General features: G+C 65.4%; 20 protein-coding genes. 8 read left to right on the forward strand and 12 right to left on the reverse strand.

The window, feature by feature from the left end; all coding sequences use genetic code 11:
* Positions 1–54: 54 nt before the first annotated feature.
* The 4 genes from ACCQ16_RS07520 to purB all read right to left on the reverse strand — a co-directional run bounded on the left by ACCQ16_RS07520 (position 55) and on the right by purB (position 4,834).
* Positions 55–984, reverse strand: coding sequence for a GNAT family N-acetyltransferase (locus ACCQ16_RS07520; RefSeq protein WP_029819104.1), 930 nt, complete (start codon positions 982–984; stop codon positions 55–57).
* A complete protein-coding gene (locus tag ACCQ16_RS07525) occupies positions 981–2,477 on the reverse strand; it encodes a JmjC domain-containing protein (protein WP_029819105.1) in 1,497 nt (498 codons plus the stop codon). Before ACCQ16_RS07525 ends, ACCQ16_RS07520 begins: the two co-directional genes overlap by 4 nt.
* Positions 2,478–2,722: 245 nt before the next feature.
* Positions 2,723–3,223 (reverse strand): DUF3060 domain-containing protein, encoded by a 501-nt coding sequence (locus ACCQ16_RS07530; protein ID WP_011346970.1) that lies wholly within the window; start codon positions 3,221–3,223, stop codon positions 2,723–2,725.
* Positions 3,224–3,466: 243 nt separating this feature from the next.
* Positions 3,467–4,834 carry an adenylosuccinate lyase gene (gene purB, locus ACCQ16_RS07535; protein WP_127165897.1) on the reverse strand — a complete coding sequence of 456 codons (1,368 nt, stop codon included), beginning with the start codon at positions 4,832–4,834 and terminating at the stop codon, positions 3,467–3,469.
* 164 nt (positions 4,835–4,998) lie between these two features.
* Here purB and ACCQ16_RS07540 point away from each other — a divergent pair, with 164 nt between their 5' ends.
* The gene (locus ACCQ16_RS07540; RefSeq protein ID WP_372380243.1) at positions 4,999–5,982 is read left to right on the forward strand and encodes a CAP domain-containing protein; all 984 of its coding nucleotides are present in this window, start codon (positions 4,999–5,001) and stop codon (positions 5,980–5,982) included.
* A 10-nt stretch (positions 5,983–5,992) separates the two neighbouring features.
* Here ACCQ16_RS07540 and ACCQ16_RS07545 read toward each other — a convergent pair whose 3' ends face one another.
* Positions 5,993–7,315 (reverse strand): hemolysin family protein, encoded by a 1,323-nt coding sequence (locus tag ACCQ16_RS07545; protein WP_277572890.1) that lies wholly within the window; start codon positions 7,313–7,315, stop codon positions 5,993–5,995.
* A gap of 283 nt (positions 7,316–7,598) precedes the next feature.
* On the opposite strand from ACCQ16_RS07545, the gene ACCQ16_RS07550 reads away from it, so the two are divergent.
* Complete coding sequence (locus ACCQ16_RS07550; RefSeq protein WP_127165893.1) at positions 7,599–9,005, forward strand: class II fumarate hydratase; 1,407 nt, start codon at positions 7,599–7,601, stop codon at positions 9,003–9,005.
* Between the two features lie 129 nt (positions 9,006–9,134).
* On the opposite strand, the gene ACCQ16_RS07555 is transcribed toward ACCQ16_RS07550, so the two are convergent.
* From ACCQ16_RS07555 to ACCQ16_RS07585, 7 genes are all read right to left on the reverse strand, one after another.
* The gene (locus ACCQ16_RS07555) at positions 9,135–9,557 is read right to left on the reverse strand and encodes a hypothetical protein (protein ID WP_014089812.1); all 423 of its coding nucleotides are present in this window, start codon (positions 9,555–9,557) and stop codon (positions 9,135–9,137) included.
* 366 nt (positions 9,558–9,923) lie between these two features.
* Positions 9,924–10,460 (reverse strand): DUF2884 family protein, encoded by a 537-nt coding sequence (locus tag ACCQ16_RS07560; protein ID WP_014089813.1) that lies wholly within the window; start codon positions 10,458–10,460, stop codon positions 9,924–9,926.
* Between the two features lie 28 nt (positions 10,461–10,488).
* Positions 10,489–11,307 carry a DUF4097 family beta strand repeat-containing protein gene (locus ACCQ16_RS07565; RefSeq protein ID WP_029819110.1) on the reverse strand — a complete coding sequence of 273 codons (819 nt, stop codon included), beginning with the start codon at positions 11,305–11,307 and terminating at the stop codon, positions 10,489–10,491.
* Between the two features lie 10 nt (positions 11,308–11,317).
* On the reverse strand, positions 11,318–12,304 hold the full coding sequence (locus ACCQ16_RS07570) for a hypothetical protein (RefSeq protein ID WP_011346978.1): 987 nt from the start codon (positions 12,302–12,304) through the stop codon (positions 11,318–11,320).
* Positions 12,301–13,176 (reverse strand): ABC transporter ATP-binding protein, encoded by an 876-nt coding sequence (locus tag ACCQ16_RS07575; protein WP_005913764.1) that lies wholly within the window; start codon positions 13,174–13,176, stop codon positions 12,301–12,303. The genes ACCQ16_RS07570 and ACCQ16_RS07575 overlap by 4 nt, the downstream gene beginning before the upstream one ends.
* Complete coding sequence (locus ACCQ16_RS07580; protein WP_003483692.1) at positions 13,173–13,535, reverse strand: GntR family transcriptional regulator; 363 nt, start codon at positions 13,533–13,535, stop codon at positions 13,173–13,175. The genes ACCQ16_RS07575 and ACCQ16_RS07580 overlap by 4 nt, the downstream gene beginning before the upstream one ends.
* 2 nt (positions 13,536–13,537) lie before the next feature.
* The gene (locus ACCQ16_RS07585; protein ID WP_074038585.1) at positions 13,538–13,786 is read right to left on the reverse strand and encodes a hypothetical protein; all 249 of its coding nucleotides are present in this window, start codon (positions 13,784–13,786) and stop codon (positions 13,538–13,540) included.
* Between the two features lie 133 nt (positions 13,787–13,919).
* Here ACCQ16_RS07585 and ACCQ16_RS07590 point away from each other — a divergent pair, with 133 nt between their 5' ends.
* Genes ACCQ16_RS07590 through ACCQ16_RS07615 form a run of 6 tightly spaced genes read left to right on the forward strand, consistent with a single transcriptional unit; the run spans position 13,920 to position 17,891 of the window.
* Positions 13,920–14,477: a glutathione peroxidase gene (locus ACCQ16_RS07590; RefSeq protein ID WP_011346979.1), complete on the forward strand. Its 558-nt coding sequence runs from the start codon at positions 13,920–13,922 to the stop codon at positions 14,475–14,477.
* 30 nt (positions 14,478–14,507) lie between these two features.
* Positions 14,508–14,693 (forward strand): hypothetical protein, encoded by a 186-nt coding sequence (locus tag ACCQ16_RS07595; RefSeq protein WP_223866235.1) that lies wholly within the window; start codon positions 14,508–14,510, stop codon positions 14,691–14,693.
* The gene (locus ACCQ16_RS07600; RefSeq protein ID WP_228734475.1) at positions 14,611–15,534 is read left to right on the forward strand and encodes an FKBP-type peptidyl-prolyl cis-trans isomerase; all 924 of its coding nucleotides are present in this window, start codon (positions 14,611–14,613) and stop codon (positions 15,532–15,534) included. Before ACCQ16_RS07595 ends, ACCQ16_RS07600 begins: the two co-directional genes overlap by 83 nt.
* Before the next feature lie 25 nt (positions 15,535–15,559).
* On the forward strand, positions 15,560–16,909 hold the full coding sequence (locus tag ACCQ16_RS07605; RefSeq protein ID WP_277572891.1) for a UDP-glucose dehydrogenase family protein: 1,350 nt from the start codon (positions 15,560–15,562) through the stop codon (positions 16,907–16,909).
* Entirely contained in the window at positions 16,902–17,138 is a 237-nt protein-coding gene (locus ACCQ16_RS07610; protein ID WP_008576524.1) for a SlyX family protein, read from the forward strand. Before ACCQ16_RS07605 ends, ACCQ16_RS07610 begins: the two co-directional genes overlap by 8 nt.
* Positions 17,139–17,156: 18 nt before the next feature.
* Positions 17,157–17,891: a DUF2058 domain-containing protein gene (locus ACCQ16_RS07615; RefSeq protein WP_014089817.1), complete on the forward strand. Its 735-nt coding sequence runs from the start codon at positions 17,157–17,159 to the stop codon at positions 17,889–17,891.
* Positions 17,892–18,140: the final 249 nt, after the last annotated feature.

The raw sequence follows: 18,140 nt of genomic DNA on the forward strand, positions 1-18,140 counted from the left end.
ACCGGCGGGGTAGACCAATTGCGCGCGCGCCTACGTGCAAGGGGCGCTTTGGGGTCAGATGCCGAGCGCGCGCGGCTCGTTCCAGAGCGCGCTGCGCTCCCATATCTGCGCGAATTCGCGCTCCAACTGGCGGCTGCGCGCTGCGCCCGACAGCCAGGTTTCGCCATCATCGAAGCGATGACCTGTTGGACGAAAGTAGTAGGCGTCGTCGCCGACGACATAGGCCGATGCAAAACTTGCATCGACCGGGTCGCTGACCGCGCGGAACCGGAACACGCTGGGCAGGCGCTGTGCCAGGCGCAGCATCGCGCTGCTGCTGGCCGCGGCGCTGGCGGTGTCCTGCACCAGGACATGTACGCGCTTGTCGTGGCGGGCGGTGGCGAAACGGCGCAGCGCATCCAGCACCGCCGCGTTGTCGAACAGGGGCGGGTCCAGGGCGCGGGTGTAGATGAGCACCTGGCGGCGCGCGGTGCACAGCAGCCCGGTGGTGGCGGCCAGGGCTGCGGTGAAGGTGTCCACTGCCATCGGGCCGTCGAGGCGACGGTGCACGACGGTGCCGGGCGCATCGCGGGCCTGGCCGATGCGCTCGGGTGAAAGGTGGGGCGCGTCGGGCAGAAAGCCCAGGCGCGCGAAGACCGCTTCCGCAGCTGGGGTGGGACATGCGTGCAGGCCGGGCCAGCCGTGCTGCCGTGCCGCGTCGACCGCGGCAGCGAGCAGTTGGTCCGCCACGCCACGGCGGCGCCAGTCGGGCAGAACGCCGAGCCGGTCGAGACGGCGGTCGGCGGTGAGCCGCACCGAGGCGATCAACTGGCCGTCGTCGGTGCGCGCTGCCAGATGCAGGCTGAGTGGGTCCAGTGCATCCCACTCGACACCGCTGGTGTCGCCCGCGGTGTCGGTGGCACAGGCCGGCCGCAGCGCACGCAGCGCCGCGGCGTCGGCGGCCGGATCCAGCGTGACGATCTGCGGTCTGGCGTGCGCGCTCATGCAGGCTTGGTGGCGTCGTCGCTGTCGTCGGAATCGGTCTCGTCGGCGATCGCGCTGTCGACGTCCTGCTCGGCTTCGGCGGCGTCGCCGGGTTCGACATCGGCCTCCAGCGCCTCTGCAGGGGTGTCGGCAGCGTCGGCAACCTGTTCGACATCGGCGTCGGTATCGATGTCCCCGTCCGCCTCCGGCGCGTCGTCCTCGGCGTCTTGGTCGCCTTGGTCGTCGTGGTCGGCCGACACGCTCAGGGCATGCGCGTGGTCGTCGTCTGCGATGTCGTCCTCGGCATCTTCGTGGGCGCGCTGGTAGTGGCCCTGTGCCAGCAGCTCCAGCACCACCTCGCGGCCACGCGGGGACAACTGCGCGTACAAGGTGCCGTCGATCTCTTCGGCTGCCGCCAGCCGGGACGCATCCTTGGCCGACAGCGCAAACTCCAGGCCGCTGCAGAACAGCGTGGCACCGCGCTTGGCGCGCCGCCAGGCCAGTCGCGACCACGGGTGGCGGTGCAGCAGCACGCCTTCTTCCAGCGCCTGCTCGACCGCTTCGCGCGGGATCGGCTCGGGCGCCGGCACCACGTCGCCGGAGGCGCGGTAGGTGGTCATGAAGCGGCCGAACCAGTCGCCCAGACGGTCGGGGTCGTTCATGCGCAGCGCATTGAGCGCAGCGACCACGCGGTTCATCGCGGTGACGTCGATCTCGTAGGGGTCGGCCGGCACCTTGAGGTCTTGGTCGTGATAGCGCACGGCCTCGTCGGCATCGGCAATCAAGGTGTCCAGGTAATCGCCGATCAGCTCGGCCGAGGATGGTGCGCGGGTGCCGATGGAGAAGGTCAGGCAGGCGTCTTCGGCCACGCCGTGGTGCGGGATCAGCGGCGGCAGGTAGAGCATGTCGCCCGGGCCCAGCACCCAATCGTGGGTGGGCTTGAACTCGCGCAGCAGCTTGAGCTCGACATCGTCGCGGAACGCCAGCGGCGTGGCCTTGCGGCCCTGGACGGTGCGCGCATCGATCTGCCAGCGGCGGTGGCCCTGGCCCTGCAGCAGGAACACGTCGTAATGGTCGACGTGCGCGCCCACCGAACCACCGGTGGCGGCGAAGCTGATCATGATGTCGTCGATGCGCCAGCGCGGCAGGAAGCGGAAGTGCTCCAGCAGGGCACGCACGTCGGCGTCCCATTTGTCCACGTCCTGCACCAGCAAGGTCCAGTCATGGTCGGGCAGGCCGGGGAAATCGGTTTCCTGGAACGGGCCGGTGCGCACGTCCCAGCCGTCGGTGGCGCGGTCGTGGCTGATCAGGCGCGCCAGCACGCCGTCTTCGCAGGCCAGCCCGGCCAGGTCTTCCGGCTGCAGCGGCGAGGCGAAATCCGCGAACGCATTGCGGATCAACAGCGGGTGCTTGTGCCAGTAATTGCGCAGGAAACGCTCGACCGGCATGCCCAGCGGCTGTCCCGGACGGGCCTGGACTTCGATGGCAAGTGGGGTCGCTTTACGTACGGCCATGTGGGGTCCTTACACGATGTAGAAGAGAGTGTGGTGCGCGGCATCGGCCGGCGCCAATGGCCTATTGTCGACTGCCCGCGCCGGATGTCCACCTGTGCGGCGCGCAGCGTGCCGGCTCGCGTTCGCCGCTGCAGGGCTGGTCGGCATTTCCGATCGCTTCTTCATGTCGATGGCCTTGCGAGCGGCATGGTGGCGCTATCGGCGCACGCCGATCGCCGCGTGCGCCGATAGCGCACCAGCGCGCATCACATCACCTTGTTGCCGCTGCCACGGTCGTCCAGTACAGGCTTGCTGGATGGGTTGACGGTGTTGTCGTTGCCCGAAAACCGCACCTGTTTCACGGCACGCGCGAGCACAAGATTCTTGTTGCCCTGGATATCCACGCGATCGACATCGGTGAGATTGAGCGTGTTGTCGTGACCGCTCACGCTGAGCTGGCCAAGTTGCTGGTTGAGCACCGTGAAGTTGCTTCCCTCCAGGCGAATGCTGCGCGCGGTGTCCAGATTCATCGCGCCACGCGAGGCGGTGATGGTGACCGTGCCGCACTCGCCGTGCAGGATCCATTCGCTGTCATTGCGGGTCAGCCGGACATCCTTGCCGGCACAGTCTGCGCCGCTGGCCGGATCGGTCAGCGTGTTAGATACCGCCGACGGGGCCTGCGCGGCGGGGCCATCGCCGCCGCATCCGCTCAGTGCGAGGACGCTTCCCAGCGTCAACAGGGTCAGTGCCGTATGAGTGACGCGCATCGCCGATCTCCTGAAAGTGAGGCCGGCACGATAGCAGTCCGGTTCGGTCACCATGTGCAGGCCCTCGCCGGCCGCCCGTCCGCGTGCGGGGGGCGACGCGTCCCGCCCCGGGCGTCTTGGCCTCGTCATCACTGGCCTTGATCGTGCTGCATCGGCATGTGGTGATGCCGATGCAGATTCGCCGATGAGGTCCGATGACGTGGCCCGCTTCGCAAGTCCTGCACCGCGTGCGGTTCGGTCAGCTCAGATCGCGCGCGCCAGCTGCTCGGCCAGGCCGGTATAGGCGCCCGGAGTGAGTGCGCGCAGGCGTTGCTTGTCGTCTTCCGGCAGTTGCAGGCTTTCCACGAAGGCCTGCATCGAGGCGGCGGTGATGCCCTGGCCGCGGGTCAGCGCCTTGAGTTGTTCGTAGGGGTTCGGCAGGCCGTGGCGGCGCATGACCGTCTGTACGGCTTCGGCCAGCACTTCCCAGGCCGCATCCAGGTCGGCATCCAGGCGCTCGGGGTTGACGGTGAGCTTGCCCAGGCCCTTGGCCAGCGAATCCAGCGCGACCTGGGTGTGGCCGAACGCGGTGCCGAGTGCCCGTAGCACGGTGGAATCGGTGAGGTCGCGCTGCCAGCGGCTGATCGGCAACTTGGCGGAAAAGTGCTCGAACAGCGCGTTGGCGATGCCGAAATTGCCTTCGGCATTTTCGAAGTCGATGGGGTTGACCTTGTGCGGCATGGTCGAGGAGCCGACTTCGCCCTCTTTCAGCTTCTGCTTGAAGTAGCCCAGCGAGATATAGCCCCAGATGTCGCGCGCCAGGTCGATCAGGATGGTGTTGGCGCGGCGGCTGGCATCGCCGATCTCGGCCACGTTGTCGTGCGGCTCGATCTGGGTGGTGTAGGGGTTGAACACCAGGCCCAGGCTTTCGACGAAACGCTGTGCGAACGCCGCCCAGTCCAGGTCCGGGTACGACACCAGGTGCGCGTTGTAGTTGCCGACCGCACCGTTGATCTTGCCGGTCAGTTCGACCGCGGCGATCTGCTTGCGCTGGCGCTCCAGGCGCGCGACCACATTGGCGATTTCCTTGCCCAGCGTAGTGGGCGAGGCGGTCTGGCCGTGGGTGCGCGAGAGCATCGGCTGGGCGGCCTGGGCGTGGGCGAGGGTGCGCAACGCGGCGGTAATGCCGTCCAGGCTGGGCAGCAGCACCTCGCGGCGGGCCTGCTCCAGCATCAGGCCGTAGCTGAGGTTGTTGATGTCTTCGCTGGTGCAGGCAAAGTGCACGAATTCCAGCGCCGGACCCAGCTCGGCGTCGTCCTTGAGCTGCTCCTTGATGAAGTACTCCACCGCCTTGACGTCATGGTTGGTGGTGCGCTCGATCTCCTTGACCCGCGCGGCATGCGCCACGCTGAAATCGTCGGCCAGGGCGCGCAGGCGCTGCGCGGCAGCCGGTGAGAACGGCGCCAGTTCGGCGATGCCCGGCTCGGCGGCCAGTGCCAGCAGCCATTCGATTTCGACCTTGACCCGCGCCTTGATCAGGCCGTATTCGGAGAAGATCGGGCGCAGCGCATCCACCTTGGAAGCGTAGCGGCCGTCGAGCGGGGACAGGGCGAGCAGGGCGGAATCCGACATGGGCAAGGGCGGCAGCGGTGATGGTGGGGCCAGCATTCTACGCCGCCAGGGCCGCGGGCAGGCCCGCCGCGCTGGAAAGTGGGTTGCCAGGCCCACGCCAGCGTGGACTGAATGGCGGGCTATCTGCGCGGCAGAGACGCCCGACATGGCGCGAGCTGCACTTTATGGTAGAGCTCCCCGCGCTGTTCCGGCCTGCCATGCGCCCGATCTTCGCTCGTCTCGCCTTCGCGATCCTGCCCGCCGCGCTGCCCGCCACCGCGCAGGATGCCGATTTCGCCGCGCAGGCGGCGGCGCTGTATCGCACCCCGCCAGCGATCGCCGGCTGCCGGGCCGGCGAGTTGCAGCCGGCGCAGCGACAACGCGTGCTGGCGCTGATCAACGACATCCGTCGGCTGCACGGTCTCGACGCGGTCGACGACGACCCGGCGGCCGAGCCCGAGGCCACCCAGGCGGCCTTGGTGATTGCCGCCAACGGCCGCCTCAGCCATACGCCGACGCCGGACTGGCGCTGCTATTCCGACAGCGCGGCCAAGGGCGCGCGCCGCAGCCTGATCTATGGCGGGGTCAGCTCGCCGCTGCTGCGTTTTTCCAGCGCCGATGAGATCGTGATCGAGTGGCTGACCGACGCCAACAACGTCAGCGCCGGTGGACTGGGGCACCGGCGCTGGCTGCTGGATCCGTTTCTGCAACGCGTCGCCTTCGGCATGGTGGCCGGCCGCAATGGCGCTGCGTTCAGTAGCGGTGCCGCGCTGCGCTTGGTTCCGACGGTCGGTGTCGTCGCGCGAACGCGCGAGGATTTCGTCGCCTGGCCGATCGGCGAGTACCCGGGCCGGTACTACGCCGACGATACGTTGTTGTCGTTTACCGCCTTGCCGGACCGCAAGCGCAAGTTCGCCAATCGCGATGTCGACTACGCCGATGCGCAGGTGGAGATCCGCGAGCGCGATGGACGCCAGCTGCAGGTGCGCAACCTGAGCGAGGACCACGAAGGCTTCGGGGTGCCCAACAGCCTGCAATTCCGGGTGCCGCGCTTGCAGCCGGGTGTGATCTACGACGTGACCATCCGCGTGGTGCGGTTCGGTGGACAGTCGCGCGATTACCGTCATTGGTTTCGCATCGGCCAATCGCCTCGCGCGTCCACCGAATGAATCGACGACATCAGCTGGCCGCATCGACGGCTTCGCCCACCGGGCGCACCGTGACCGCCTGGATGCGGTGGCCTGCCATGCGCCGTACGGTCAGCAAGTGGCCATCCAGTTCCAGCGTTTCGCCTTCCTCGGGCAGGCGCTGCAGCTGATACAGGATCAGCCCGCCGACCGAATTGACGTGGTCCGGCGCGCTCAGATCCTGACCGAGCAGGCGTTCCAGGCGGAAGATCGAGGTGCTGCCGGCGACCAGCAGCGAGCCGTCCTGGCCACGGATCGGGGCATCGCGCACCACATGGCGGTGCTCGTCCTCGATGTCGCCGACCACCACTTCCAGCAGGTCTTCCAGGGTGAAAAAGCCCAGGATGCGGCCTTCTTCTTCCACGCACAGCGCCAGATGGGTGGTGCCGGCGCGGAATTGCTCCAGCGCGTTGGGAATCGGCGTTTCCAGGGTCAGCACGATGGGAGGGCGCAGCAGCGGGCGCAGATCGTCCAGGTTCTGGCCGCGTGCCATCGCCACCAGCAGATCCTTGGTGTGCAGGATGCCCAGCACCTGCTCGCCATCGGCATCGAACCAGGGGTAGCGGCTGTAGCGCGACTCACTGAATTCGGCCAGCACCGCTTCCAGGGCCATGCCTTCGCGCAGGCTGCGCAGGTGCTCGCGCGGACGCATCAGGTCGCCGGCGACCAGATCCGGCAATTCCAACGCGTGGCTCATCAAGGCCAGCCCCTGGTCGGGCGCTGCGGCGTTCGGGTCCTGGCGGCCGACGATCAGCATCAATTCCTCGCGTGAATAACGATGCGAGTGGTGCTCCACTTCGCCCCAGCCGAGCAGGCGCAGAAAGCGGTTGGCGCTGGTATTGAGTACCCAGATGGCCGGGTACATCAGCCAGTAGAAAACGTACAGCGGCGCGGCGGTCCACAACGACATGCGTTCCGGGCGGCGGATCGCCATGGTCTTGGGCGCCAGTTCGCCCAGCACGATGTGCAGGAACGAAATCAGGCTGAAGGCGATTGCCAGCGCGGTGAATTGTGCCGCTTCCGGCGACAGGCCCAGCGTATCGAACAGCGGTTGCAGCAGATGTGCGAACGCCGGCTCGCCGACCCAGCCCAATCCGAGCGAGGCCAGGGTGATCCCGAGCTGGCAGGCCGACAGATACGCATCCAGATGGGCGTGCACCCCGAGCAGCAAGCGCCCACGCCAGCCGTTGGTTTGCGCCAGGCCCACCGCTTGCGTGTGCCGCAGCTTGACCAGCGCGAATTCGGCGGCGACAAAGAACCCATTCAACAGCACCAGCAACAGCGCGACCAACAGGAGCAAGACGTTACCTAGCATGTCCGCCTCCGTGCGCTGCAGGAGCGGTACATCTGCGTGCTAGCGCATGTGCGGTGGAGGTGCGGGGTATCCCGGCAACAGATGTGGCGTTTGCGTTTCTACAGTCAGGCTCGTCGCCCATGGCGGCTTGGCATCTCGTCATGATCAACAGGCAGTCTAGCCGACAGCGTGCGACGACATCGTCGCAACGCGGCGAGCGAGTATCGTAGACGGCCTCGCCAGCGTGGGTACGCCCGCCGCCAGCCATCGATCACCACAAGTCAGCAATGTGCGGAGAGTGCAGATGAGCGAACGTTTCAGGACCGAACACGACAGCATGGGCGAACTGCAGGTGCCCGCCGATGCGTTGTGGGGCGCGCAGACCCAGCGCGCGGTGCAGAATTTCCCGGTGTCCGGGCAGCCGATGCCGCGTGGCTTCATTCGCGCGCTGGGTTTGATCAAGGCCGCGGCAGCCGGCGTCAACGCCGAGCTTGGATTGTTGCCCAAGTCGATCGGCAAGACCGTGCAGGCCGCCGCGTTGCAAGTGGCCGAGGGTCGCTTCGATGCGCAGTTTCCCATCGATGTGTACCAGACCGGTTCGGGCACCTCGTCCAACATGAATGCCAATGAGGTGATTGCCACCTTGGCCACGCGTGCCGGCAAGGATGCGGTGCATCCCAACGACCACGTCAATCTCGGCCAGAGTTCCAACGATGTGGTGCCCACCGCCATTCGCGTGTCTGCATTGCTGGCTGTGCAGGAACATCTGCAACCGGCGCTTAAGCATCTGCGCAAGACCATCGACAAGCGCGCCAAATCGCTGGACAAGATCGTCAAGACCGGTCGCACGCATTTGATGGATGCGATGCCGCTCACCTTTGGGCAGGAGTTCGGCGCGTGGTCGGCGCAGCTGAGTTCGGCGCAGGAGCGTGTCGACGACGCGCTCAAACGCTTGCGACGCTTGCCGCTGGGAGGTACGGCGATCGGGACCGGCATCAATGCCGACCCGCGCTTCGGTGGCAAGGTGGCCAAGGCCTTGTCCAGCCTGAGCGGAGCCAGGTTCGAGAGCGCGGAAAACAAGTTCGAAGGCCTCGCCGCGCAGGACGATGCGGTGGAGCTGTCCGGTCAGCTCAACGCGCTGGCGGTGGCGCTGATCAAGATCGCAAACGACTTGCGCTGGATGAATGCCGGTCCGCTGGCGGGACTGGGCGAAATCGAACTGCCGGCGCTGCAGCCTGGCAGCTCGATCATGCCGGGCAAGGTCAATCCGGTGATTCCCGAAGCCACCGTGATGGCGTGCGCGCAGGTGATCGGCCACCACACTGCCATCACCATCGCCGGGCAAACCGGCAACTTCCAGTTGAACGTGACCTTGCCGCTGATCGCCTACAACCTGCTGGATTCGATCAACTTGCTGGGCAATGTTTCGCGTCTGTTGGCCGACACGGCCATTGCCGGGCTGAAGGTGCGTCAGGAGCGCGTCCGCGAGGCGCTGGACCGCAACCCCATTCTGGTGACCGCACTGAATCCGATCATCGGCTACGAAAAAGCCGCGGCCATCGCCAAGCGTGCCTACAAGGAGCAGCGGCCGGTACTGGATGTGGCCAAGGAAGACAGCGGGCTCGGCGAAGCGGAACTGCGGCGATTGCTCGACCCGGCAGCCTTGACGCGCGGCGGTATCCAGGCCGGCGGCGGTGGCGGCGGCGGCTGATCACCGCAGTGCATATGGAAGAGCGCACCTGTGCGCGATGAGGCGTGATCGGTAACTGCTCATCGCGCGCAACCGCGTTCCTGCGGTTTTCTTGCTGCTTCTGGCCGCTTGGCTGACGTGCGCTGGGCGTCAATGCCGCTCGGCTTGCAGGTTACTAAAACTCTCGCGATACGGCTGCAGCGACGGGATTTCATCCAGCAATTCCCCACTGAGCGTCTGGATCTGCGGCGTGGCGGTCAGCTTGATCGACTTGTATTCCGGATCCGGGCCGGCCTCGTTCACCGCCTGCTGACGCAACATCTGCAGGTGGCCGAACAGCAACTGCAGCTTGGCGCGTGTGGCTTCTTTCTGAGGCAGCGCGATGTCGTCGATCTTGAGCGTGCCGTCGGGGGTGATTTCGGCATTGGCAGCCGGCGGGCGGCGGATCATCACCGACTGCGTGGTGACCGCAACGCGCGGCTTGCCGCGTTCGGCGCGGCGAGACGACTGGTCGCCGCAGGCAGCAAGCGTGCACAGCAGAAGCGCCATGCAGAGCATCACGAACTTGTTCATGGGGTCGATGGAGTGAGGGAAGCGCATTAGTGTAATCCCGCTCCGGTCTGCGGATCGGCAAAGCGGCCGTCCGGTGCCTGCCAAAATGTCGCAGGGCGTCGATGCGTTTGGTTACCGTGCACGCATCGCCGGTTCCAAGCGCGTTCCGGCCGGCCGATCAGCGATGGCACGCGCCATGCGGACAGCTGCGCAGGCGGTGCGATACGCAGTTGCTGAGCGTTGCGGATGGAGGCGCTGCCACCTGCCTGCGAACGGTCGTCAACCAGGCGTGTGGCGCACCGGCGTCGCAGTGGACGATCGGCACATGCCGCGCCGCGCACCGACGACGCCCGCCCGGCGGTGCGCGTCGTCGGTCTGTCGGGCCATCTACTTGCGGCAATCGTCGATGTCGTGCTGCGTCAGGGTCGAGTACGGCGCAAAGGCCGGCACCAGGTGCGCGGCTGCATCCTGTGCGGTGCGCAGCGTGGCCAGCTGATCGCAGATCTGCAGGGCCTTGTGCTTGAAGGTGTCTGCCTCGGCCTCGATCTTGTCGCCGATCTGATCTGAGTTGCCGCTGAGCACGCCCTTGATCGCTTCGCCTGCGGCATGTGCGCCGAACGCCGCGCCCTGGGTGCCGATGTCGATGCCCTTCTTGGCCACGCCTTGCACTTGCGCGTAGTAACTGCGCATCGCCTGGCGTTGCGCCTCATTCAAGTCCACCGGCTTGCCGTCGATGCTGAGCGCGCCATCGACACCGATGGTGGCGGCCGGCAAGCCGTCGCGCTTGAGCGTCAGGCTCTTGCCGGTAAAGGTCACGCCGGCACCATTGGCCTGGCTGGAGACGTTGACGGTGGGTTCGGACTTGCCGCAACCCGCCAGCAATACGCTCATCACTACCGCCGAAACAAGCAATTTCATCAGCATTTCCCCCACATCCTGAAAGAAGTCGTCGTCATTTGTCTGTCGGTACCCGGGTGCTGCCGGAGACCTCGCTCACATCGATATCGCCGCTTCCCTTGTGCGCCACGCTCAGATCGCCACGCACCTTGCGGACATTCAACGCGCCGGAAGCGACCGACTCCACGTTGACATTGCCTTGCACATCGCGGATATCGACATCGCCCGAGCCGATCGTGCCGATCTTGATGTTGCCTGCGACGCCGTGCAGCTTGATCTCGCCGGACTGCACTTTCGCCACCTCTGCCGCACCGTGCACCTCACGCGCCTTGAGGTCGCCCGAGCCCACTGCCAGCACGCGCAGCGCGCCCAGATCTTCCAGCTCGACATCGCCGGAACCCACCTTGGCGGTCACGCGGCCCTTGGTGTGACGAATGGTCATGTCGCCCGAACCCACGTCGGCGCTCACTGCGGCGGCCCCGTTGATCTGCGCATCGCCGGAACCCACGTCAAATTGCACCAGCATCGTGTTGGGCACGCTGCCGCGCAGGTCCAGGTAGGAATAGCTGTTGCCGAAGGAAAACCGGCGGTCATCGTTCAAGCTCACCACCAGCTTGTCGCCGACGCGCTTCTGGGTCACGGTCAGGCTCTTGAGCAATTCGGCCCTGGCAGCACAGGCGCGCCCGCCCAGTTTCCCGCCGCCGCCGGGCGAGGCGTCCAGATGCAGGTCGTTGGAAGCGACCTCGAACAGGACCGACTTCACGCCGGTCAGTTGCAGGTCCAGGCTACGTGGTTCGGAGAACTTGCACTGCTCCTCTGCCGCTGCAACACCGGGCAATGCGAGCAGGATGGCCAGGCTCAGGGTCAGGCGCATGGGAGGTCCCTCAGGCTTCGGAGCGCCGACGGCGCAGGTAGATGGAAGCGGCGATCAAGGCGATACCGACGGCTGCGCCAATCCAGATATCCGCGCTGCCATAGACGCGCGTGCTGTCGGTGTGCTGCAGGGCCCATTGCACCAGGTCGCTGGGGCTTTGCAGGGTGCTGCTGTCCAGGTTCCCGCTGACGGCAAGTGGCGACCAGGTGCCGGGCAGGGCGCTGAGCAGGCCACGGTAGCCGACGATGTACCAGATCCAGCCGATCGGCAGCGACACGCCCGGCATCGCCGAGAGAATGCTCAGCATCACGCAGGCCAGCAGCGGAAACAGCACCGCCCACAGGAACGGCTTGCTGTTGGCCCAGGCCGAGCAGAACATCAGCCAGCCCACGGTCGGCAGCGCCCATAGCAGGCTCATCGGCACGGTCTTGAGCAACAGCCACAGCAGCGAGAACGGGTGCGAATGGGTCGCCAGCGCCCAGGGGCTGGGCACGCCGGCAATCAGGGCGCCAACGATGGCGATCAGCCACAGCGCCATGCCGACCGCCGCACCGATCGCAATGGAGATCAGCGGCGCCAGCAGCAACGCCCAGGCAGCCTTGGACAACACGGTCTGCACGTCCGACACCGGCAACGATTTCCAGAACAGCACGCTGCGGTCGCGGCGATCGTCGTACAGGCTGCCGAGTGCGTAGAAAAACACCACGAATGCCAGCACCACCGAGGCGATGCCGATGCCGCCCAGCAGCAGGCCGTCGCCGACCTGGCCCAGCGTGCGCGTGTATTCGGCCAGATCGTCCATGGTGATGCTGTCGCCGACCATGTTGCGGCGGGCGCTGATCGCACCGATCACCGCGCCCAGCAGCGCGAAGAACACCGCGATGCCGCCGGTGATGAACTGCGCCCACACGAAGCCGCCACGGTGCTCCCAATATTCGCGTTTGAGCAGCCAGGCGAAGGTGCGTGCGGGTGATGCTTGGTTGGTCACTGCATTCATGCGTAGGTCCCCTTCATGACCGCAACGAACAGGTCGGCTAGGCCGGGATTGCGGGTTTCGCCAAAACGGGCGAGCTGCTCTTTCGGCGCGCCATCGAACAACATCACGGTCTTGCCGAACGGCAGGCCGCGCTCGTCGATCGGTTTCAGGGCGCGCGCTGCATCCAGCTGGTCGGCACCGACCAGGACTTCGGTGTAGCGCTCGGAGACGCTTTCCATGTCGGCGGTGAGCACGATGCGGCCGTCGCGGATGAACATCACATCGGTGAGGATGTGTTCGATCTCTTCGACCTGGTGGGTGGTGACGATGATGGTCTTCTGCTCGTCGAAGTAATCCTCCAGCAGGCGCTGGTAGAACTGCTTGCGGTAGAGGATGTCCAGGCCCAGGGTTGGTTCGTCCAGCACCAGGATGCGTGCGTCGATGGCCATCACCAGCGCCAGATGCAGCTGCACGATCATGCCCTTGGACAACTCGCGCACCCGCGATTTGCGGTTGAGCTGGGTATTGGCCAGGAAGCGCTCGCACTTGGCGCGATCAAAACGCGGATGCACGCCGGCGACGAAGTCGATCGCTTCGCCGACCCGCAGCCAGCGCGGCAGCACCGCCACGTCGGCAATGAAGCAGACCTCGTTCATCAGCGCATTGCGCTGGGTGCGCGGATCCATGCCCAATACCTGCAACTCGCCGGCGAAATCGGTCAGCCCCAGCACCGCCTTGAGCGCAGTGGTCTTGCCGGCGCCGTTGGGGCCGATCAGTCCAATAATGCGGCCGGCGGCAATGGTGAAGCTGGTGTTGTCCAGCGCGAGCCGATGCTTGTAGGCCTTGCGCAGGCCACGTGCGTCGACCACATGGTCGGAGGAGACGGCGGTCATGGTGTTTTTCCCTGTGGCAACAGATCGTCGATGGACAGTCCCAGGCGCTGGATCCTTTCCAGCACGGCGGGCCATTCTTCATTCAAGAAACGCTCGCGTTCGCTGCCACGCAGCTTCTGTGCGGCCTCCGGGGTCATGAACATGCCCAGGCCGCGGCGTTTCTCCACCAGGTTCTCGTCGGCCAGTTCCTGGTAGGCGCGCGAGACGGTGATGGGGTTGAGTTGGTAATCGGCCGCCACCTGGCGCACCGAGGGCAGGGCATCGCCGGGCTTGAGAATTCCATCGAGCATCATGGCAATCACCCGTTCCTTGAGTTGGCGATAGATGGGAGCGCCGTCGCTCCACTGAATGTCGTTCATGATCAGCTCCGTGGGCGCAGGGCCTGCGCGAAGGAGAAATAGGGCATCGACAGCGAGGCGCGCACATGCCGGCCAGGCCGGGAACGCGCTTCGGGGGGAGTTGTCGCGTTTTCCGTAACCGCCTCCGACACGCCATAATCGGCGTCGGACTCCGTCACCTGACTGGAAGCGGCTCCCAGGCAACCAATGGCAAACAGGGTGCTGCCGAACAGCAACAGCGGAACTGGTCGCGTCAAGCGTGTGCTGTTCATGCTTTCCCCTGCGTTGGGTGACTGGTGTTGTATTCAACTATAACACCGACACGCAGGCAGTCAACTGTTTGTCATCCCCAACTGATGGCACCCCTTATCGGTGCGCCGCCTCAACTTTCGAAGGGCATTGCTCATGTTGCTCAATCGTTTGCTAGCTCTTGTATTGACTGGCTTTTTTGCAACATCCGCGTTCGCTGCCGGCACTCCGGTACTGGATGTGGAATACCGGCCGCTGGCCGGCAAGACGCCAATCAACCTGAACCGTACCTACGGCGGCAAGGTCGTCATGGTGGTCAACACCGCCAGCAAGTGCGGCTTCACCCCGCAGTACGAAGGGCTGGAAGCGCTCAACCAACGCTTCGGCAGCCGCGGCTTCACCGTGCTGGGTTTTCCATCCAACGATTTCCAGGGACAGGAACCGGGATCGGAGAAGCAGATCCAGGAATTCTGCACGCTGACCTATGGGGTGAAGTTCCCGATGTTCGAAAAGGTCCATGTGCTGGGTGCGCAGGCAACGCCGCTGTATCAGCGCCTGACCCAGGCCACTGGCGTGGCGCCGGGCTGGAACTTCCACAAGTATCTGATCAGTCGCGATGGCCGGGTGGTTGCGCAGTTCCCCAGCAAGATCAAACCGGACGATCCGAGCGTGCTGGCAGCAATCGAACGCGAGCTCAAGGCACCGGCGCACTGAGCACTCGCATCGCCGCGCGCGCATGCGACAATGCGCATTCAGCGCCATCGGTGGCGTGTCTTTTCACTTTTGGGAAGTGCATCGAATGAAGATGGGAAAGCGCGGCGCGGCGGCGTCGTTACTGATGGTGGCAATGTCGGCATCGATGCCGGCGATGTCGCAGCAACCGGCCGCAGCGGCCACCAAGGAGAAGCCAGCTTTGAATGCATCGTCTGACAAGAGCACGCGCGACAACGTGAGCTACGCCATCGGTATGGACGTGGCACGTTCGTTCGAGCCGATTGCTCAGGACATCGATGTGAACGCGATGCAACGCGCCATCGAAAATGCATTCAAGGGCGGCAAGCCGCTGTTGTCGGATGAGCAGACCCAGGCCACCGACACCGCGTTGCGTACCGCGCTCGCTGCCCGCAATGGCCAGCAGGTGCCAGGCATGGCGCCGGGCGCCGCGCCGGCCGCACCGTCCAAGGAAAATGTCGGCCTGATGCTCGGCGATCGTGCGGTTGGTCCGTCGCTGGCCGGCATCAAGGACGAGATCGATCTGTCGATCCTGATGGAAGCAGTGCGTACCGTGTTCGCCAAGGGCACCACGCGTCTGACCCAGCAGGAAGCCGCAGCCACCATGCAGGCATTTGCCTCTGCCAAGCAGGGGGCTGCCGCTGCCAACAATCGCAAGCAAGGCAATGAGTTCCTTGCCAAGAACAAGACCGAGAAGGGCGTGATCACCACCGCGTCCGGCCTGCAGTACATGGTGTTGCGCCAGGGCAGCGGCGAGCGCCCGATGCGGACCAGCAAGGTGCGTGTGAACTACGAAGGCAAGCTGCTCAACGGGCAGGTCTTCGACAGTTCCTACCAGCGCGGCCAGCCGGCGGAGTTCGGTCTGGATCAAGTCATCCCCGGTTGGACCGAGGGCGTCGCGTTGATGCCGGTCGGCTCGAAATACCGTTTCTGGATTCCATCCAACCTGGCCTATGGCCCGAACGGCACGCAAGGCGGGCCGATCGGACCTGACGCAACGTTGACGTTCGATGTCGAGCTGATGGGTATCCTTCCCTGATCTTCCGTGGCAGGCATTCCATTCCATGCGCGTTGCGATCTTCGGCACCGGCTACGTGGGTCTTGTGACCGGTGCCTGCCTGGCCGAAGTGGGGCACCAGGTCGTCTGCGTGGATATCGATCAAGCCAAGCTTGATGCCCTCAATCGCGGGTTGATTCCGATCTATGAGCCCGGCCTGGAGCCGATGGTGAAGGCCAACCATGCCGCCGGCCGGTTGCGCTTCACCAGTGATGCGGCTGCAGCCATCGCGCATGGCGAGATCACCTTCATTGCCGTCGGCACGCCGGCTGACCAGGACGGGAGCGCCGACCTGCAATACGTGCTGGCAGTCGCGCGCACGGTGGGCCGGCATATCGACGGCCCGGCGATCGTGGTCAACAAGTCCACGGTGCCGGTCGGCACGGCCGACATCGTGCGCGTGGCGATCCAGGAAGAGCTGGACGCACGCGGCGTGGACCATGAGTTCGATGTCGTCTCCAACCCCGAATTCCTCAAGGAAGGCGACGCGGTGGCCGACTGCATGCGCCCGGACCGCATCGTGATTGGCGCCAAGAAGCCGGCGGCCATTGCGCGCATGCGTCGGCTGTACGCGCCGTTCAACCGCAATCGCGATCGCATCGTGGAAATGGACGTGCGGTCGGCCGAGCTGACCAAGTACGCGGCCAACGCGATGCTGGCGACCAAGATCAGCTTCATGAACGAGATCGCCAATATTGCCGAGCGTGTCGGTGCCGACGTCGAGCACGTGCGTAACGGCATCGGCTCGGATCCGCGTATCGGCTGGCACTTCATCTATCCCGGCGCCGGCTACGGCGGCTCGTGCTTCCCGAAGGACGTGCAGGCACTGGCCAAGACGGCCGAGCAGTACGGCATGCGGCCGACCCTGCTCGACGCAGTGGAAAGCGTCAATAACGCGCAAAAGGGCCATCTGTTCGAATTGGTGCAGCGGCATTACGGTGCCGAGGGCACCGGTAGTGTGGCCGGAAAGACCTTCGCGGTGTGGGGTCTGGCGTTCAAGCCCAATACCGACGACATGCGTGCTGCGTCCAGCCGTCGCCTGATGGAACAGTTGTGGGAAGCCGGTGCCACCGTGCGCGCCTACGACCCTGAAGCCACTCGCGAAGCCAGGCGCATCTTCGGCGAGCGCGATGATCTGGCGTATTGCGACGATGCCTTTTCTGCACTGGAAGGTGCCGACCCACTGGTCGTGGTCACCGAGTGGAAGCAGTTCCGCAGCCCGGACTTCGGCAAGATCAAGCAGGCCTTGAAGGACGAGGTCGTCTTCGACGGCCGCAACCTTTACGACCCGCAGGAGATCGAAGCCGCAGGTCTGGCGTACTACGCCATTGGACGAGGCCGTTCGTTATATGCATGAGCAACTCCCGCTGCACGACCGCGCGCTGGAAGCGCGGTTGATCGAATTGGAAACGCGCCTGTCCTTTCAGGAGCAGGCGCTCAACGAACTGAGTGAAGCACTTGCAGACGCCCGTTTGACGGGTGCACGCAACGCCGAACTGATCCGCCACCTGCTCGAGGATCTGGGCAAGGTGCGCTCCACATTGTTTGCCGATGCAGCGGACGAACCGCCGCCTCCGCACTATTGATTGCAGATTGCCGCCGCCATGAGCGATACCTTACGTGACCAGTTGCTTGGGTTGGGCTTCAAGTCCGCGCCCAAGCCCGAACGCAAACCCGACGCACGGCCTGCAGCGCGTGCACATGGCAATGGCGGCAAGCCAGCACCCGGAGGGAATCGGCCGGGCCAGGGCAGGGGACCGCAGCGGCCGCATGCCGCCGCGTCAACCGACGGCAATGGCGAGCGCAAACCCGCTGGCAGGCCCGAGCGTCGGCATGACGGCAAGCCCGGCGCAGCGCCGCGTCCGCAGCATGCCGCTGCAGACCGTCACGGCCCCCGGCCGGCACGCACGCGCGAAGATATCGATCTGGCCAAGGCCTATGCGATTCGTGCGCAGCGCGAGAAGGACGAGCGCATCGAAGCCGAGCGAGTGAAGCAGGAAGAAGCACGCCTGCGTCGCGAAGCCAAGGCCAAGCTCGAAGCGCTGGTGAAGGACAAGGGTTTGAATGATGCCGCTGCGGATATCGCCCGGCATTTTCCGTATGGCGGCAAGATCAAGCGCATCTACGTCACCGCCGATCAGCTCAAGGCGCTCAACGCCGGCGAGCTGGGTGTGCTGCAACTCAACGGACGCTATCTGCTGGTGACTGCCGAGCTGCTTGCCGAAGCCGAGGCGGTGTTCGCCCCATCGGTCGCCTTGAAGGTGGACCCGAACGCACCAGCGGGCGATGACCCGTACGCTGATCCGAAGTATCAGGTGCCCGACGACCTAGTCTGGTAGAACGCCCGATGCGTGGTGTGTGTTGTACATGGGCACCTGCCGGTGCCCATTTTCATTGCATTCTCCGCAGGCAATAAGCGCGCAGCCACCGCGCAAGCCACAGGGCGGCCATCGGATTGTCTGGCGCAGAATGTGGGTTGGTTGCTTGACCATGGTGCTTCATGCAAGGCCATCGGGGCTCGCCCTGACCGCTGGCGCGGGAGACAGCGCGCAGCGCGACGCTATACAAGCCGGTCACGGGTGGCGCGG

Source organism: Xanthomonas sp. NCPPB 1062, assembly GCF_041481705.2.
GTDB classification, from domain to species: Bacteria; Pseudomonadota; Gammaproteobacteria; order Xanthomonadales; family Xanthomonadaceae; genus Xanthomonas; species Xanthomonas euvesicatoria.

Bases quoted from the DNA above. Each gene is read 5' to 3' on its own strand.
- ACCQ16_RS07520 (WP_029819104.1), bottom strand. From the start codon at position 984: ATGAGCGCGCACGCCAGACCGCAGATCGTCACGCTGGATCCGGCCGCC.
- ACCQ16_RS07525 (WP_029819105.1), bottom strand. From the start codon at position 2,477: ATGGCCGTACGTAAAGCGACCCCACTTGCCATCGAAGTCCAGGCCCGT.
- ACCQ16_RS07530 (WP_011346970.1), bottom strand. From the start codon at position 3,223: ATGCGCGTCACTCATACGGCACTGACCCTGTTGACGCTGGGAAGCGTC.
- purB (WP_127165897.1), bottom strand. From the start codon at position 4,834: ATGTCGGATTCCGCCCTGCTCGCCCTGTCCCCGCTCGACGGCCGCTAC.
- ACCQ16_RS07540 (WP_372380243.1), top strand. From the start codon at position 4,999: ATGGTAGAGCTCCCCGCGCTGTTCCGGCCTGCCATGCGCCCGATCTTC.
- ACCQ16_RS07545 (WP_277572890.1), bottom strand. From the start codon at position 7,315: ATGCTAGGTAACGTCTTGCTCCTGTTGGTCGCGCTGTTGCTGGTGCTG.
- ACCQ16_RS07550 (WP_127165893.1), top strand. From the start codon at position 7,599: ATGAGCGAACGTTTCAGGACCGAACACGACAGCATGGGCGAACTGCAG.
- ACCQ16_RS07555 (WP_014089812.1), bottom strand. From the start codon at position 9,557: ATGAACAAGTTCGTGATGCTCTGCATGGCGCTTCTGCTGTGCACGCTT.
- ACCQ16_RS07560 (WP_014089813.1), bottom strand. From the start codon at position 10,460: ATGCTGATGAAATTGCTTGTTTCGGCGGTAGTGATGAGCGTATTGCTG.
- ACCQ16_RS07565 (WP_029819110.1), bottom strand. From the start codon at position 11,307: ATGCGCCTGACCCTGAGCCTGGCCATCCTGCTCGCATTGCCCGGTGTT.
- ACCQ16_RS07570 (WP_011346978.1), bottom strand. From the start codon at position 12,304: ATGAATGCAGTGACCAACCAAGCATCACCCGCACGCACCTTCGCCTGG.
- ACCQ16_RS07575 (WP_005913764.1), bottom strand. From the start codon at position 13,176: ATGACCGCCGTCTCCTCCGACCATGTGGTCGACGCACGTGGCCTGCGC.
- ACCQ16_RS07580 (WP_003483692.1), bottom strand. From the start codon at position 13,535: ATGAACGACATTCAGTGGAGCGACGGCGCTCCCATCTATCGCCAACTC.
- ACCQ16_RS07585 (WP_074038585.1), bottom strand. From the start codon at position 13,786: ATGAACAGCACACGCTTGACGCGACCAGTTCCGCTGTTGCTGTTCGGC.
- ACCQ16_RS07590 (WP_011346979.1), top strand. From the start codon at position 13,920: ATGTTGCTCAATCGTTTGCTAGCTCTTGTATTGACTGGCTTTTTTGCA.
- ACCQ16_RS07595 (WP_223866235.1), top strand. From the start codon at position 14,508: ATGCGCATTCAGCGCCATCGGTGGCGTGTCTTTTCACTTTTGGGAAGT.
- ACCQ16_RS07600 (WP_228734475.1), top strand. From the start codon at position 14,611: ATGTCGGCATCGATGCCGGCGATGTCGCAGCAACCGGCCGCAGCGGCC.
- ACCQ16_RS07605 (WP_277572891.1), top strand. From the start codon at position 15,560: ATGCGCGTTGCGATCTTCGGCACCGGCTACGTGGGTCTTGTGACCGGT.
- ACCQ16_RS07610 (WP_008576524.1), top strand. From the start codon at position 16,902: ATGCATGAGCAACTCCCGCTGCACGACCGCGCGCTGGAAGCGCGGTTG.
- ACCQ16_RS07615 (WP_014089817.1), top strand. From the start codon at position 17,157: ATGAGCGATACCTTACGTGACCAGTTGCTTGGGTTGGGCTTCAAGTCC.